At 59.0% G+C, this 15,461-nt stretch carries 13 protein-coding genes; 7 read left to right on the top strand and 6 right to left on the bottom strand.

The annotated features are described in order from the left end of the window. The first annotated feature begins 38 nt into the window (after positions 1-38). The 4 genes from G437_RS0100760 to G437_RS0100745 all read left to right on the top strand — a co-directional run bounded on the left by G437_RS0100760 (position 39) and on the right by G437_RS0100745 (position 3,664). Positions 39-833 carry a trimeric intracellular cation channel family protein gene (locus G437_RS0100760; RefSeq protein ID WP_024330695.1) on the top strand — a complete coding sequence of 265 codons (795 nt, stop codon included), beginning with the start codon at positions 39-41 and terminating at the stop codon, positions 831-833. Further along, complete coding sequence (locus G437_RS0100755) at positions 833-1,519, top strand: SOS response-associated peptidase (protein ID WP_024330694.1); 687 nt, start codon at positions 833-835, stop codon at positions 1,517-1,519. The genes G437_RS0100760 and G437_RS0100755 overlap by 1 nt, the downstream gene beginning before the upstream one ends. Positions 1,520-1,627: 108 nt before the next feature. Further along, positions 1,628-2,416 carry an HNH endonuclease family protein gene (locus G437_RS0100750; RefSeq protein WP_024330693.1) on the top strand — a complete coding sequence of 263 codons (789 nt, stop codon included), beginning with the start codon at positions 1,628-1,630 and terminating at the stop codon, positions 2,414-2,416. Between the two features lie 45 nt (positions 2,417-2,461). Further along, positions 2,462-3,664: an amidohydrolase gene (locus tag G437_RS0100745; protein WP_024330692.1), complete on the top strand. Its 1,203-nt coding sequence runs from the start codon at positions 2,462-2,464 to the stop codon at positions 3,662-3,664. Positions 3,665-3,757: 93 nt separating this feature from the next. Here G437_RS0100745 and G437_RS0100740 read toward each other — a convergent pair whose 3' ends face one another. Further along, a complete protein-coding gene (locus tag G437_RS0100740) occupies positions 3,758-4,594 on the bottom strand; it encodes an undecaprenyl-diphosphate phosphatase (RefSeq protein WP_024330691.1) in 837 nt (278 codons plus the stop codon). Between the two features lie 246 nt (positions 4,595-4,840). Between G437_RS0100740 and ald the strand changes: the two genes are divergently transcribed. From ald to G437_RS0100725, 3 genes are all read left to right on the top strand, one after another. Continuing rightward, complete coding sequence (ald, locus tag G437_RS0100735) at positions 4,841-5,959, top strand: alanine dehydrogenase (RefSeq protein WP_024330690.1); 1,119 nt, start codon at positions 4,841-4,843, stop codon at positions 5,957-5,959. A 177-nt stretch (positions 5,960-6,136) separates the two neighbouring features. Next, positions 6,137-7,690: a sodium/proline symporter PutP gene (gene putP, locus G437_RS0100730; RefSeq protein ID WP_024330689.1), complete on the top strand. Its 1,554-nt coding sequence runs from the start codon at positions 6,137-6,139 to the stop codon at positions 7,688-7,690. Between the two features lie 90 nt (positions 7,691-7,780). Further along, entirely contained in the window at positions 7,781-11,263 is a 3,483-nt protein-coding gene (locus G437_RS0100725; RefSeq protein ID WP_024330688.1) for a bifunctional proline dehydrogenase/L-glutamate gamma-semialdehyde dehydrogenase, read from the top strand. A 112-nt stretch (positions 11,264-11,375) separates the two neighbouring features. On the opposite strand, the gene G437_RS0100720 is transcribed toward G437_RS0100725, so the two are convergent. Genes G437_RS0100720 through G437_RS0100700 form a run of 5 tightly spaced genes read right to left on the bottom strand, consistent with a single transcriptional unit; the run spans position 11,376 to position 15,458 of the window. Next, a complete protein-coding gene (locus tag G437_RS0100720) occupies positions 11,376-12,158 on the bottom strand; it encodes an IclR family transcriptional regulator (protein ID WP_024330687.1) in 783 nt (260 codons plus the stop codon). 45 nt (positions 12,159-12,203) lie between these two features. Next, positions 12,204-12,500, bottom strand: coding sequence for a ferredoxin family protein (locus G437_RS0100715; RefSeq protein WP_024330686.1), 297 nt, complete (start codon positions 12,498-12,500; stop codon positions 12,204-12,206). A 1-nt stretch (position 12,501) separates the two neighbouring features. Then, complete coding sequence (locus G437_RS0100710) at positions 12,502-13,794, bottom strand: FAD-dependent oxidoreductase (RefSeq protein ID WP_024330685.1); 1,293 nt, start codon at positions 13,792-13,794, stop codon at positions 12,502-12,504. Positions 13,795-13,808: 14 nt separating this feature from the next. Beyond that, the gene (locus G437_RS0100705; protein WP_034490044.1) at positions 13,809-14,684 is read right to left on the bottom strand and encodes an electron transfer flavoprotein subunit alpha/FixB family protein; all 876 of its coding nucleotides are present in this window, start codon (positions 14,682-14,684) and stop codon (positions 13,809-13,811) included. A gap of 12 nt (positions 14,685-14,696) precedes the next feature. Beyond that, on the bottom strand, positions 14,697-15,458 hold the full coding sequence (locus G437_RS0100700; protein WP_024330683.1) for an electron transfer flavoprotein subunit beta/FixA family protein: 762 nt from the start codon (positions 15,456-15,458) through the stop codon (positions 14,697-14,699). Positions 15,459-15,461 lie beyond the last annotated feature (3 nt).

Raw genomic sequence — 15,461 nt, 5'->3', positions numbered from 1 at the left:
ACCTGAAAAAGGCCCCCCGAAACTATTAGGCTAGTGTCGTGCTGGACAACCTCAACTCGATTCTTCCCGATGTGTTTCGCGTCATCGACCTAATTGGCGTGTTCGTGAACGGGATCATTGGCGGCCAATTAGCGCGCCGGCGCAATTTTGACGCAGTCGGTTTCTTCGTGTTGGCCGTAATGTCCGGCCTCGGCGGCGGCATCGTCCGCGACGTGATGCTCCAATCCGGTGCCCCCGTAGCCATCACCGACCCGTACTATCTGTTCTGCGCCCTCGGCGGAGCATTCGTGGCAATCCTGCTGCGCCTCTCCGGGCGCTGGGCCACCCGCATGGTCTTTTTAGGTGACGGGCTCGTGCTCGGCTGCTGGGCCGCAACCGGCACCCTAAAAACCCTCAGCCTCGGCTACAATATTCCTCCCGCCATCCTGCTAGGGCTCGTAACCGCGGTAGGGGGCGGCATGATCCGCGACGTCGCCTCCGGCATGGTCCCCCGAGTATTCGGTGGCAACACCCTATACGCCACCCCTGCGCTCGCGGCCTCACTGATAATGGTCGTCTTCTACAAGTACGACCAGCCGGTTTTTGGAATGCTCGTAGCAATAATCTTTGGGGGGTTGGGGACAGTAGTATCGGGGTGGCGCCGCTGGACTCTACCCACCGGCGATTGGACCGTTACCATGACGTCCAAACAATTGCGCGCCCTCTTAGCCCGCAAAGGCGTAAAACCAGACGTAAATCCCTTCATATTGGGCGGTAACCGCAAACACAGGCCATTCAAGAATCGCAAGAAAAACACCGGCTCCACCGCCCAACCCACAGCGGAAGAACCCTAATGTGCGGGCGCTACGGCATGTGGGAGTCCACCGGCCACATAACCGCACTATTCGACATAGATCTGGTAGTCCACGACGCCCCGGATCCCTCGTGGAACATAGCCCCAACCCATTCCGTTGCCGCCGTCATGGAACGTTTTACCGGCGAGGGCGAAATCGTGCGCGAACTGCGCCAGCTGCGGTGGGGGCTCATCCCCTCCTGGGCAAAAGAACCTGACCAGCCGCTGCTCATAAACGCCCGGGCGGAAACGGTAACTAGGAAGCCATCTTTTAGAACCGCAGTAGCTAAACACCGCGTACTGCTGCCCGCCAACGGCTACTTTGAGTGGCAAAAAATTGGGGGCAAAAAACAGCCCTATTTTCTTTCCGAAGGCCCTCTGGATCCCCTTATGGCGTTTGCTGGCATAGCGCAGGCCTGGAAGGGCCCCAGCGGATGGGTGGCATCTTGCGCGATTTGCACCAGGAGTGCCCCGGACGCCCTCGGCCACATCCACGAACGCACCCCCGTAATTGTGCCCGAGCAGGCGTGGGGAAGCTGGCTAAATCCGGCCCTCACAGACCCCGGCGGAATAGACGAGCTGATCGGCCAGATTCCCGCCCCCGCATTGCAACCCCGGAAGGTTTCTAAACAGGTCGGATCCGTGGGAAACAACTTTCCGAGCCTAGTTGAGCCAATTGCCGAATAGGGCTTCAGCCTCACTTGGCGGTTCGAGGGTGGAGACGGGCCGGCGAAGTTATCCACAGATTGACACCGCTGTCACCATCTGTCATAGGTACGTGCCACAGTAGAGTCCATGAGACGACGGTTCGGAATTGGCGATCTGGTGGCGTGGCTGCTCGCTGCCGCGTTGGTGGTCTGGGCGGTGGCTCCGCTGGGCCTAGATTTGGGCGGTTTCGGTAAGGCTGGGGCAGCCGGGGCAAATAGGCCTGGCTCTATTGTCGACACTTTCAAAACCAACGATCAGGTGCTAAAAGAAGTACCTAACACCGACTTTGCCCAGGCGGTAAAGTCCCTGCCCGTGCGCCAGTGGCGGCAGACCAAAAAATACAATCGGCACGAATTCGGCCAACGTTGGGCCGACGAGGATCATAACGGCTGCGACACCCGCAACGACATTCTGAGCCGCGACATGAAGAATGTTGTTTACAGGCCAAATACTCGCAATTGCGTGGTACTGTCTGGGCAGTTGCAAGATCCGTATACGGGCAAAGTAATCAACTTCGTGCGGGGGCAGCATTCTTCCGAGGCCGTGCAGATAGATCACGTGGTTGCCCTCGCCGACGCTTGGGCTTCGGGGGCCGATGGGTGGGACCCTGCGCGCAGGCAAAAGTTTGCCAACGACCCGCTCAATTTGCTGGCAGTGGACGGCCCTGCCAATCAGGCCAAAAGCGCGTACGCGGCAAACAAATGGCTGCCTCCCGACGTCGATTACCGCTGCGCCTACGTGGCCCGGCAGGTGCGAATCAAGCAGGTGTGGGGGCTCAGCGTAACTGCCGACGAGCAGCGCACTATGGCACTTACGGCCTCCGAATGTCCTTCCCAACAACTGCCGCCGGGGCCAACGCTCGCCACAGCTAAATGAGCCGGCGGCCGGTCTATGACGTATAAAAGAAGGAAAGGGGGAACAATGAGCGATATTGAAAAGCTCGTAGCCGAGCAAAAAGACTGGCAGGAAGACTTATACAAGGAATTACACCAGCATCCAGAATTGTCCATGCAAGAAGAATGGACTCGTGGGCGTATAACCAAAGAGCTAAAAGATTTGGGCGCAGAGCCTAAAGAAATCGGTGGGGGTGTGGTAGCCGTAATTGAAAATGGCGAGGGCGCTGCCATTTTGTGTCGTGCTGATTTCGATGCGCTTCCCCTGGCCGAAGACACTGGCCTGGACTACGCTTCCACGGCCCGGCAGCAGGATGAAGACGGCAACAAAACTCCGGTAATGCACGGGTGCGGCCACGACATGCACACGGCCTGCCTACTTGGGGCGGTAAAGCTTTTGCTCGCTCACAAAGATCTGTGGGAGGGGACGTTTGTTGCGCTCTTCCAGCCGGGCGAGGAAACGGCGCAAGGGGCTAAGTCTATGGTCGAGGCCGGGCTGGTTGAACAGGTGCCAAAGCCCGAGGTTTGCTTGGCCCAACACGTGGTAGGTATCAAAGAGGGCACTGTGAACGCGGTCTGCGGGCCAACCTTCTCGGGTGCCACAAGCCTTAAGATAACGGTATTTGGCAAGGGCTCGCACGGGTCCATGCCTCACCTCTCTGTAGACCCAGTGGTTATGGCAGCTGCGATTGTGCTGCGGCTGCAAACTATTGTTTCACGCGAAACGTCGCCCTCGGATTTTGCGGTGGTTACCGTGGGCTCAATTTCGGCAGGAACCTCGGCGAACACCATCCCTGACTCTGCCGTGCTGCAATTAAATATCCGCACATATAAAGAACAGGTGCAAGAACAGGTAACCGCAGCTATTGAACGCATTGTGAAAGCTGAATGCGCTGCCTCGGGCAGCCAGCGCGAACCCAAATTCGAATACTTCAACAAGTACCCGCTCACCTCTAACCCTAAGGAGCAATTCGACCGTATTACCGGCGCGTTCAAAAACTATTTTGGCGAGCGCTACGCCGACGGGGAAAAGGTAACTGCCTCGGAAGATTTCACCTACATTCCCAAGGCCTTCGACGTGCCCTACTTCTACTGGACGTTCGGGGGGTTCCCCGATCCCAAGACTGCGCCGGGCAACCACTCCCCACAATTCGCTCCCACCCTGGCCCCCTCCCTGCGAACGGGCACCCAAGCACTGCTAGTGGCCGCCCTCGAATATTTAGGAAAATAGCCCGCGCGAAGGCTTCGGATATAAAAATCCCCGCACCCAGCGAACTCGAAATAGTGTGCGCCGGGCGCGGGGGAAGTGTTTAGAGGAACGTATTTAGATGCCGGCAATAAGGCCGGTTACCAGTCCCAATGCAACCAGAATGCCCAGCGCCACCCGGTAGATTACAAAACCGTTGAAGTTGTTCGAAGAAACAAACTTGAGCAGCCACGCGATCGAAAGGTAGGCGACAATCCCAGAAACTACCGTGCCGATAATGGTAGAGCCCCAGCCGACCCCGCCGGCAGCCCCGATCTGGTCGAATTTGGTTACTGCCTGCAACCCGCCCGCCGCGATGAGGGTGGGGATACCCAAAAAGAAGCTCATGCGAGTGGCGGCAACTCGGTCGATCTTTAGGAACATGGCCCCGGCAATAGTAGCCCCGGAGCGCGATACGCCTGGGATCAGGGCGATGGACTGGAACAGGCCCAAGAGCAGGCCGTCTTTCCAAGTGATCGATTCCTCGCCGCGATTGAAGCGCACCCGATCAGACACGTACATGGCCACCGACCACAAAATTAGGCCTGCTGCCACAAACCACATCGACCGCAGCGGCCCTTCGATTACGTCCTTTAGCAGTAGCCCGATAACCGCTGTCACAGCCACGCCCACAATAATTGCCCATCCCAGGTGGTAGTCGGCCTTGCGCTCATACTTATTTACCAGGCCCACGAACCAAGCCTTCGCGATGCGCACAATGTCAGACCAAAAGTAGACGATGGAGGCGATCATGGCACCAACCTGGATGATCGCTGTGTAAGCCGTGACAGTTGGGGCGTTGACCGCATGCCCTAGCAGGTTCTCGGCAATGGTTAGGTGCCCTGTCGAAGAGACCGGCAAGAACTCGGTCACGCCCTCGACAATCCCCAAAATGATGGATTCCCACCACGAAATCACGGCTACTCCTTGTGGCTAGAAAATGCGAACGCAGCTAAGTCTAGGTGACAAGGGCGTGCCCTCGCATGAGGCGCCCGCAAGTTGGTTTGCCGAAGAGGTAAAACACTCCTGCAGGTCACGCCGGGGATAGGGGGAGCTAACCGCTAAATTCTGCCGTAAAACCTGAGAAATGTGACCTGAGCGACTATCGTATAGGTGTTGGAAACAACGCAGTTAGTCAACACAGGAAGGTGAAGGAACCTTATGCGTATTGGGATCCCCACAGAAGTCAAAAACAACGAATTTAGGGTTGCTGTAACCCCCGCTGGAGCAGCCTCGCTGATCCAAGATGGGCACGAAGTGTTTATCCAAAAAGGGGCTGGCGAGGGCTCGGCCTATCCAGATTCCCAATACGAAGAGGTGGGCGCCAAAATAGTTGCTGACGCCGACCAGGTTTGGGCGGATGCAGACATGGTCATGAAGGTCAAGGAGCCCATCGAAGAGGAATACCACCGCCTGCGCGAGGGGCTCATCCTGTTTACCTACCTGCACTTAGCCGCCGACAAGGCGTGTACCGATGCCATCATCAAGGCGGGCACTACCGCCATTGCTTACGAGACTGTGCGCACCGATGCGGGCACGCTGCCGCTGCTGGTTCCCATGTCCGAGGTCGCAGGTCGCCTGGCTGCCCAGGTTGGTGCCCACTACCTCGAGAAGCCGCACGGCGGTCCGGGCGTGCTGATGGGCTCTGTTGCCGGCGTGCGCAACGCAAACGTGGTTGTCGTTGGCTGCGGGCAGGCCGGCCGCAATGCCGCCGAGATCGCCATTGGCATGGGCGCGGACGTTACCGTACTGGATAACGACATCGAAAAGCTGCGCTGGGCTAACTGGCAGTGGGGCAACCGGGCTCGTACCACTTATTCCACCCCGCTGGCCGTAGAGCAGGCTGTAGCCGATGCGGACCTGGTTATAGGCTCTGTGCTCATCCCCGGGGCAAAGGCGCCCAAGCTGGTTACCGACGCAATGGTTGCCCAGATGCGCCCGGGTTCGGTGCTGGTGGATATTGCTATTGACCAGGGCGGTTGCTTCGAAGGCTCGCACCCTACCACCCACGACGATCCCATTTTCAAAGTGCACGAGGCAACCTACTATTGCGTGGCGAACATGCCCGGCTGTGTTCCCCACACCTCCACTACCGCGCTTGCTAACGCCACCTTGCCGTATGCGCGCGCAATCGCAAAGAAGGGGTGGAAGCAGGCCCTCAAAGACGACTCGGCTTTGCGCCGCGGCCTGAATGCCCACGCCGGAAAGATTGCGTTCCCGGGCGTGGCTGAGGCCTTCGACCTCGAATGCGTAGATCCCCAGGAGCTGTTGAAAGACTAATCTTGTGGTCTTTGCCGCCGCCGGTGAACCTGCCCACGGAAGCGGGGGAGCCGGCGGCGTTCCTGTATCTAGGGCCGGGAAGGGTGGGTAAAAGCAAAACTCAACACCCATTGTTTAGCAGGCAAAAACTCTGTAAAGTATCTCTCGATATAAAGACAATTGATTGGGGGATACGCAATGACGCAGGCATCCGGCCAAGCAATCGCGATGATCATCTACTTCGTTGCCATGATCGTAATTGGGATTTGGGCGTATACCCGCACCCAAAATTTGGACGACTACATGCTAGGAGGGCGCGGCCTCGGCCCCGTGGTAGCCGCGCTCAGCGCGGGCGCCTCCGACATGTCCGGATGGCTGCTGATGGGGCTGCCGGGCGCCCTCTACCTATCCGGAATTGTGGAGGGCTGGATAGCGGTAGGGCTAACCGTGGGGGCGTGGCTGAATTGGAAGATTACCGCCCCTAGGCTCCGCTCATATACGCAGGTGGCGAACAACTCCATTACGCTTCCCTCTTTCCTTGGAAACCGCCTGCACGATTCCTCCAATGCCTTGCGCATAGTGGCCGGGTTGATCATTTTTGTGTTTTTCACCTTCTACGTGTCCTCCGGTATGGTCGCCGGCGGCACCTTCTTTGAATCTGCCTTCGGCATGGAATACCACCTGGGCATGGTGCTAGTAGCCGCCGTAGTGGTGCTATATACGCTGGTAGGTGGTTTTCTAGCGGTGTCATGGACCGACCTGGTGCAGGGGCTGATGATGCTGGCTGCGTTAGTGGCGGTGCCGGTAGCAGGGGTGTTTGCTTTGGGCGGGCCGGCCGCTGTTGCCGAGGGCGTGCGCGAGGCAAACCCAGACTTCCTTTCCCCTTTCGGGGGCGCCACATTTGTGGGAGTAATTTCGGCGCTGGCGTGGGGGCTCGGCTATTTTGGCCAACCCCACATTGTGGTCCGCTTTATGGCCCTGCGTTCGCCCAGGGAAGCGAAATCTGCCCGCCGCATTGGCATCGGCTGGATGTTTCTGTCAGTGCTAGGGGCTTCGGGCACAGCCATCATCGGTATCGCCGCCAACCAGAAAGGCGCGGTGAAAATAGGTAAAGAACAGGCTGAATCCGTATTCATTTTGATGGGACAAGACCTATTCCCGGTGTTACTTGCAGGATTCATGCTGGCCGCAATCTTGGCGGCAATCATGTCCACGGTTTCCTCCCAACTATTAGTGACGTCCTCGGCGGTAGTCGAAGACATCTACAAGGGAATAGTGAAACGCAAACTGTCGGCAATGGGAGGGGTAAACTTGGGCCGCACCGCAGTGCTCGCGGTAGCCCTACTGGCGGCCGGGCTGGCCTGGCTGCGCACAGACTCGATCTTGAACCTGGTGTCCTTCGCCTGGGCGGGCTTCGGGGCCTCCTTCGGCCCGGTTGTGCTCTTGTCGCTCTACTGGCGCAAATTGACAACCAAGGGAGCGCTCGCCGGCATGGTGGCCGGGGCAGTAGTAGTGGGCGTGTGGGGCACCTTCAAATGGGGTGGCCTCTACGAGATTATTCCCGGCTTCGCCGCCTGTCTGGCGTGCGCTTGGGCGGTTTCGAAACTCACCTACAAACCAAACGAACGCATCGACGCGGAATTCGCCCTCGCCGCCAAGCTGGCCGGGGCGAGCGCCGAAGAAATAAACCAACATTTCGGCGGTGCAACCATGTCGGGAACCACCATTGCCTACCACAATACTGAAAGTTAAAGACTCACCCAAGATATACTAAACAGGTAGGCTTTTTAGGGTCTGGGATATGGCAAGGATGCCGCCCACAACTTTTTTGAGAGGTAGAACATGCCGAACGCTGAAGTCGACTACGCCGAAATTGGGGAACTTGCGAAAAAGAAGGCGCGCTCCTGGCTGGAACGGTCCAAAAAATATCCGGTAGACCGGGCGGGGCAGCTGCTCAGCGAGGTACTGCGCGACCCAGCCGGATTAGATTTTACGGTGGGATTCGTTGACAAGGTGATTCGCCCCGAGGACGAAAAAATTGCAGCCCAGCAGATCCGCACCCTGGCCCAACAAGACCCGCAATTCTTGCCCGCATACTTGAAAGGGCCCCTGGCGCTAGGGGGCAAGCTGGCGCCACTGGTACCCGAGGTGGCCGTGCCCACTGCACGCAAAGTATTTGAAGCCCTAGTGGGGGATCTAGTCCTAGATGCTAAGGGGGCTGGGCTAACCAAATCCATTGCCCGCCTCAAGGCGCGTGGGGCCAGGCTAAACATGAACCTGCTCGGCGAGGCCGTCCTGGGCAACAAGGAAGCCGAAAAACGCCTTCAGGACACGATGGAGTTGCTCGAACGCGAGGACGTCGACTACGTGTCCATGAAGGTTTCAGCCGTCATAGGCCCCCACAATCCGTGGGCCTACCAGGAGGCCGTAGACTACGCGGCCCAGGCATTACTGCCCCTATATAGGAAAGCCAACAGCTACAGTCCAAAGAAGTTCATCAACTTGGACATGGAGGAATACCACGACCTGCACCTCACCATCGACGTGTTCAAGAAGATTTTAGAGCGCGACGAATTCAAGGACCTCAAGGCCGGCATCGTACTACAGGCTTACCTGCCGGACTCACTGCCTGCAATGCAAGACCTGCAAGAATGGGCGGCCAAGCGCGTGGCCCAGGGTGGGGCGCCAATCAAAGTGCGCGTGGTAAAAGGAGCCAACCTTTCCATGGAACGCGTAGAAGCCGCCATCCACGGTTGGGACATGGTGACCCAGCCAAATAAGGAAACAACCGACGCCAACTACATTCGCGTCCTCGACTGGGCGCTGCGTCCCGAACGCACTAAAAACGTGACTATTGGCGTGGCCGGAATGAACCTGTTCACTGTGGCTTTCGCATACGAATTAGCCAAAAAACGCGGCATTTTGCACACCGGCGGGGTCGAATTCGAAATGCTTGCCGGCATGGCCACACAACAGGCCGCGGCCGTCACAGAGGATGTGGGCCACCTACTGTTCTACGTCCCCATAGTCAACCCCGAAGAATACGACGTGGCAATCGCCTACCTGGTGCGCCGGCTCGAAGAAAATTCCCTGCCAGCCAACTTCATGTCGTCAATATTTGAACTCGACAAAGACGAGGCGCTGCTCCAACGCGAACAGGACAGGTTTAGTGCCGCCCTCGCCCACGCCTTCGACGATCCGGTAGGGCCGGCGCGCAAACAAAACCGCCTCGAAGAGGGCGAAGCCGACATAAAAGCAACCGTCACCGACGCTAGCGGCAATTGGAAGTTCCAAAATACGCCCGACTCAGACCCGTCCCTACCCGCGAACCTGCAGTGGGCGCGCCAGATCGCGGGGGCAATGCGCGAGAGCGAAAAAGGTGGGCTGGTAATTGCCGAGGCCAAAGTCGAAACCGCCGCACAACTATCCCAGATAGTTGCCGAAGCAGCCGACGGAGGCAAACGCTGGGCAGCCCGGCCCCTCCAAGAACGCGTCGACATCTTGCACCAGGTGGGCGTCCTCCTGTCCAAACGGCGCGGCGAACTAATCGAAGTCGCAGGTTCCGAAGCGGGCAAAACCATAGACCAAGGCGACGTCGAAGTATCCGAAGCCGCGGACTTCGCCCACTACTACGCCGAGCAGGCCAAAACCATTTGCAACCTAGAAGGGGCCACCTTCGCCCCCGCCAAAGTGATCGCCGTAACCCCACCTTGGAACTTCCCAATGGCAATCCCCACCGGCGGCGTAATGGCCGCCCTCGCCACCGGAGCCGGCGTAGTCTTCAAACCCGCCCGCGAAGCCCGCCGCACAGGCGCCCTGCTAGCCCAAGCCATGTGGGACGCCGGCGTACCCCGCGACGTGCTGAAACTAGTAGACATTGACGAGGGCAAGCTCGGCCGCGCCCTCATCGAAAACCCGCTAGTTGAGCGCGTGATTCTAACCGGATCCATCGACACCGCCAGACTATTCAAATCCTGGCGGCCGGGCCTGCAAGTGCTAGCCGAAACCTCAGGCAAAGACTCCATAATCGTCACCCCGCACGCCGACCTAGATCTGGCTGTGCGCGACGTAGTCAACTCCGCTTTCGGGCACGCCGGCCAGAAGTGCTCGGCCTGTTCGACGGTGATCCTAGTGGGTTCGGTTGGGCGCTCGCGGCGTTTCCACGACCAACTGCTCGACGCGGTCAGGTCGTTGAAGGTCGGCTACCCGTGGCAGCTGGACACGCAGATGGGGCCGCTGGTCACCCCGGCTTCCGGCAAGTTGAAGCGGGGGCTGACCACCCTTGGCGAGGGCGAACACTGGGCCGTGCGCCCACGCCAACTAGACGAAACGGGCAAGCTGTGGAGCCCCGGAGTGCGAGCCAACGTCCAGCCCGGCAGCGAATACCACCTGACCGAATACTTCGGCCCGATCCTAGGAATCATGCGGGCAGACACGCTGGAACAGGCTGTGAAACTGCAAAATGCTACCGAGTTTGGCCTGACCGCTGGCATCCATTCCCTGGACGGCGGCGAAATCAACTATTGGCTCCAAAATGTGCGGGCCGGCAACGTGTACATCAACCGTGGAGTCACCGGGGCGATCGTGCGCAGGCAGCCGTTTGGTGGATGGAAACGCTCTGCCGTTGGGGCTGGAACAAAAGCGGGTGGCCCCTCCTACCTGTTCGGCCTCGGCAATTGGCGACGTAACCAAACCAGGGCGGCAAAGCTCGACGCCGGGGCTCTAACGTTGCCTCCTCTTGTCGACGCCTACGAGACTGCCACGACTCTTTCCACAGGCGGGGAATTCGTGCAGGCGCTGGCGATTTCTGCCCAAAAGTGGGGTAGGGAAGAATTCGGGGTGGGGCACGATCCTTCGGCCCTGAAAGTCGAGCGCAACGTGCTGCGCTACGAGGCGGTCCCCGTGCGCGTGCGCCTTGGTGGGGGCCAGGATCCATGGCAGCTGCTTGCAGTGGTAGCCGCGGGTTTGGCGGCAGGTTCACAAGTGAGCGTTTCAGCGGCAGAACTGCCCGAGCAGGTGCGGGCCTTCCTGCGCCGCCAGCACGTTCACTTTGCCATCGAAAATCAGCAGGCTTTCCTAGAGGGCGTGCCCGCGTGGGCGAAGGAGGCCGGTTTTGATGCGCGGTTGAGGCTGCTCGGCGGCGACCCGGCTGAGGTGGTGGGCGCGCTGCCGAAGGAACTGATTGCCGACGTGGCAATTTGGGATCAGCCGGTAACTCTGTCGGGCCGGGTCGAGATCCTGCCATTTGTGCACGAACAGGCGGTTTCCTTCACCAATCACCGCTTCGGCAACCCCACCCCCCTAGCAAGGGAAGTCGAAATCTAGCTAAAAACCTGGGCGAGGGCGCCATTTCCGGGACAGTGCGCCCTCGCCCTCCTGATTTACCTGCGGGACCTGGCTGTACGCCCTGCGGCGGAAGCCCGCCCGCTCGCCCCGTTTATTCTTGGTGGGCGCGGGCTTGGGACTCAGCTCCGGCCCGGTAGGCGATGGCTGCTGCCGCCTGCTTTAGTTTGCTAATCACGGGAATCAGCTGATCTTCGGGCAAGGCGGTCGAATGGTAGGTCATTGCTAGCGACCCTAAAGGGTAGCCCGACTTGTCTAAAACAGCTACTGCCACGGTCGACCATCCGGGCGTAATATTTTCTACCTCCTGGGCCCACCCGCGCGCCCGGGTCACGGCCAGCGTCTCTTGCAGTTCAGCCACAGTCTTTGGCCCTGAACCGGTGCGGTCAGCCAGGTACCGGTTGGAAGGGTAGAGGGCGGACACCTGCTTGTCACTTAGGTGAGCCAACATGGCCTGCCCGCTCGCGGTCAGTTCGGCGGGCAGACGCACCCCCACGTCTGTTACTAGCGAGAGGCCCATAGAGCCTCGCTGCTCAACCACGTAGATGACATCTTTTCCGCTCAAGATAGCAAAATGTGCGCTCTGGTGTATTTGGTCGACCATGTGCTCAACCACGGTCAGAGCAATGCGCCGCAGCGGCTCCTGGCGTTGGTATGCCCACGCCAACTCGTAGGCGCGCACGCCGAGGGAATACCTGCCGGTGTCGTTGTCGTGCGTCACGTAGCCGAACTCGACTAGGGTACGCAGAATCCGGTAGGTGGTTGAACGGGCCATTTTTAGCTCGCGCGCCAACGACGCAGCCGCCTGGGGCGTGATGTGTTCGGCCAGCGAATTCAAAATCCGAACAACGTTTGCCGTTGAGTTACTTGCGGGCATTGCCGTCTCCTTTCCCTCGACGTGCCTACTCTGCCAGGTTTTCCGCTAACCTTCGCGGAAAGATATTCCCATTGCTCCCTCGGGGTAGACCCAGTGCAAGACTTCCCTGGGGGCAACAGCCAGGCAGGTGCCGCACTCTAGGCAGGCGGCGTATTCGACGTCCACGCTGCCGTCGTCATTTGCGGTGTACACGTGAGCTGGGCAGACGCGTTCCAAAATCTTGCCGAAGCCAGTGCGCTTGGCTGCTTCCTGGTTCACCTCTATGTGCGAATTTCCCTCGTCTACCTCGTAGCTGTTTTTCGCTAGTCGTTCCGTTACTGTGCCAAGTTTTAGTGCCGCCATTTTATAGAGACCTCACTGCTTCGAATCCGATTTTTGCGAGCCGTAGTGCGCCTATTTTCGACTTTTTGAAAGCCGCGAGCGCCGTGGGAAGTAGTTTCTTCCGGGGGGACAGGTCTAGGTTGTAAATGCCGTGGAGCACGTTTGCTACTAGTTGCCCGATTTCGCCGTACATTTCCTGGTTTTCCAAGAATTTGGGTGCCCCGGAGTAGGTGGCCATATCTTTGCCTACGAAGGATTCGCCCACTAGGCGCGTGTATTCTTCGAGTGTTTCCTGGCTGAAGTCGCCGGCCTTTAGCGCTTTGTCGATGGCTTCGGCTGCAGCTTTGGCGGATCCGGCTGCCAGGTCCATGCCCCGTACGGTGAATCCCGTGTTGAGGGTGAATCCGGCGGCGTCCCCAACTATTACGAGGCCGTCGCGCACCAGGTCGTGCTGCATCTTTTGCCCGCCCTCGGCAATTAGGTGGCAACCGTATTCGATTAGTTCGCCGCCTTCTAGGTATTTAGAAATTGCCGGGTGGGTTAGGAAGTGGTCGTGTATTTCTGAGGACGATTTGCCCCGTTTTACTAGGTCGTCCAGGCGCAGTACCACGCCGATAGACACGGAGTCGGTGTTGGTGTAGAAGAAGCCGCCTCCGGCCACGCCTTCGGTACAGTCGCCAACCATGGCGTAGGCGAGGCCGTCCCCGTCGCGCACCCCGAAGCGTTTCGAGACTTCGGCCTCGCCAAGTTTGATTACAGATTTGACGCCTACGGCCAAATTTTCGGTGGGTTCTTTGTCGCGGATGCCCGCTTTTTGGGCTAGGAAGGAGTTGACTCCATCTGCGGCTACTACCACGTTAGAGTGCAGTTCTTCTCCGCCTGCCGAGATGCCCACAATCTTGTCGCCTTCGCGCAAGAGTTCTTCAACTTTGATGCCGGGCATGATCACTACGCCGGCCTCTTCGCATTTTTCTGCCAGCCAAGGGTCGAACTTGGCGCGCAAGACCGTTACTGCGGTGGAGTCTTCGCCTAGACGCCCGTCCCAATAGTCGACGTTTGTGGCGGCTGTGGGGGTCATGAACGACAAGATGTTGCGGGCAATCTTCCGTTCGTAAGGCGCCTGTTCAAGAAAATCAGGAAAAATTTCCTGCATGATCTTGCAGTAGAACACGCCCCCGGACAGATTTTTGGTTCCAGGTTCGGTGCCGCGTTCTACGAGTAACACCTCGTGTCCCTGCTGGGCTAGCAGGTAGGCGCACGTCATGCCGGCAATCCCCGCGCCGACAACGATTACTTCAAAATCTACGTCGTTCATGACCCCGTCTTCCGTTACTTAGATAGTGCTTCGGTCAGTGCTGGCAACACTTCGTACAGGTCGCCAACGATCCCGTAATCGGCCAGTTTGAAGATCGGCGCGTTCTCGTCAGAGTTGATCGCAACGACCGTCTTCGAATCTTGCATGCCTGCGGTGTGCTGCAACTGACCGGAAATTCCGAGGGCGAAGTAGAAGTCGGGGGCCACTTTGGCTCCCGAAACGCCCACGTAAAGGTCGCGGTCGAACCAGTCGGCGCCCTCGGCAAGAGGACGCGAGCAGGCCACCTCGGCCCCGATTGTGTCAGCCAAGCTGCGTGCCAGCTGCAGGTCCTCCTCGTTTTTGAAGCCGCGCCCGCAGGCAACGATCTTGCTGGCGGCCGGCAGGTTTACCTGGGTGCCGGCGGAGGTATCTTCAGAAATCACCTTGGCTGGGGCAAGCTCACCGTCGGCGGTTTCTGCTTGGGCTCCGGAACCGGACACTTCCTTTCCGCCATCCAGCAACAGCACGAGCTTTTGCGAAGTCGGCAGTGTTTCGGTAGCAATCCCGCCGAAACGGGCAACCTCTACCGACTCGGCGCTAACCTCTTTGACTCCCCGGAAGATAGGGGCGTCAAGCGCTGCAGCAACGGCCCCTGCTAGCACGCGGTCGGCGGAGGCATCGGAGGTGAAAATTATGGAGGCATCCAGCCCGGCCACAATCTTGGCCACGGCCGGGGCGGCGGCCTCGGCGGGGGTGCCCTCAGCCAGCTCGAAAGAGACCACTTTGGCGGCCTCAGCAAAGGCCTCGGCGGGAGTGCCAACAGCGAGCACAGTCACGTCCCCAACCTTGCCGGCAGCTTCCAACAGGGCGGATACCTGCGGGTTTGTAGCAATTACTAATGCGTTGGTCATTGAAAGTCCTAACTACTTCAGGCCAGCTGCGCGCAATGCGTCTGCCAGCTGGGCGGCGGCGTCTTCGCCCTCGAACAAGTTGTGAGCGCGATCCTGGGTGGAGGCGCCGGAACGAGCCGAAACTTCTGCGGTGCAATCGTGAGTAGCCACGTCAGCGGCGGAAAGCACCTCGGAGGGCTTCTTGCCTGCGGCCAAAATGTCGCGCATGCCCGGGGTCTTTGCCTCTACAGCATTGGCCGCAACAGAGATGACCACGTTGCCCGTGACCTCGATGGTGCGGGTGCCGCCGGGAACCTCCTGGACCAGCTTCCAACCGGCCTCAGTTTTTTCGGCCTCGCGCACCTCTAAAAAGCACGGCCAACCCAAATACCCAGCAACGAGGGCAGGTACTAGGCCGGCGCCCTCGTCTATAGAGGCAGAACCGGTCACCAGGGCACTCACCCCGTCAACGTCGGAGGCTAAATCGGCAAGCGCCGAAGCAACCTTCGGTGAAGACCAGGTTTTAGTTTCGTCGTCCGAAACCAACCTGGCCCGATCCAAGCCGCGGGCGAGGGCGGACTTCACAGCGTTCCCGACGCTCGCCTTCTTAGACCCGACGGTGATGCCAACTAGTTCCCCGCCCTCGGCGTCTGCCATAGTGCGGGCGAGTGTGATGGCGACCGGGTCGTACTCGCTAATCGCTTCCTTCGCGCGCGCCCAATCGACGTTGCCATCTGCGCTAACGGATGCGTCTTGGGGGTTGGGCGCAAACTTGTATGCGACAACTACGCTCATATT

Origin of the sequence: Winkia neuii subsp. neuii DSM 8576 (assembly GCF_000420405.1) — a bacterium.
In the GTDB taxonomy this organism is placed as follows: domain Bacteria; phylum Actinomycetota; class Actinomycetes; order Actinomycetales; family Actinomycetaceae; genus Winkia; species Winkia neuii.
This window is presented reverse-complemented; position numbering and strand designations above follow the sequence as displayed.

Excerpts from the sequence above, each read along its gene's own strand:
- ald (WP_024330690.1), top strand. The coding sequence starts at position 4,841 with ATGCGTATTGGGATCCCCACAGAAGTCAAAAACAACGAATTTAGGGTT.
- G437_RS0100745 (WP_024330692.1), top strand. The coding sequence starts at position 2,462 with ATGAGCGATATTGAAAAGCTCGTAGCCGAGCAAAAAGACTGGCAGGAA.
- G437_RS0100755 (WP_024330694.1), top strand. The coding sequence starts at position 833 with ATGTGCGGGCGCTACGGCATGTGGGAGTCCACCGGCCACATAACCGCA.
- putP (WP_024330689.1), top strand. The coding sequence starts at position 6,137 with ATGACGCAGGCATCCGGCCAAGCAATCGCGATGATCATCTACTTCGTT.
- G437_RS0100720 (WP_024330687.1), bottom strand. The coding sequence starts at position 12,158 with ATGCCCGCAAGTAACTCAACGGCAAACGTTGTTCGGATTTTGAATTCG.
- G437_RS0100705 (WP_034490044.1), bottom strand. The coding sequence starts at position 14,684 with ATGACCAACGCATTAGTAATTGCTACAAACCCGCAGGTATCCGCCCTG.
- G437_RS0100700 (WP_024330683.1), bottom strand. The coding sequence starts at position 15,458 with ATGAGCGTAGTTGTCGCATACAAGTTTGCGCCCAACCCCCAAGACGCA.
- G437_RS0100715 (WP_024330686.1), bottom strand. The coding sequence starts at position 12,500 with ATGGCGGCACTAAAACTTGGCACAGTAACGGAACGACTAGCGAAAAAC.
- G437_RS0100750 (WP_024330693.1), top strand. The coding sequence starts at position 1,628 with ATGAGACGACGGTTCGGAATTGGCGATCTGGTGGCGTGGCTGCTCGCT.
- G437_RS0100710 (WP_024330685.1), bottom strand. The coding sequence starts at position 13,794 with ATGAACGACGTAGATTTTGAAGTAATCGTTGTCGGCGCGGGGATTGCC.
- G437_RS0100725 (WP_024330688.1), top strand. The coding sequence starts at position 7,781 with ATGCCGAACGCTGAAGTCGACTACGCCGAAATTGGGGAACTTGCGAAA.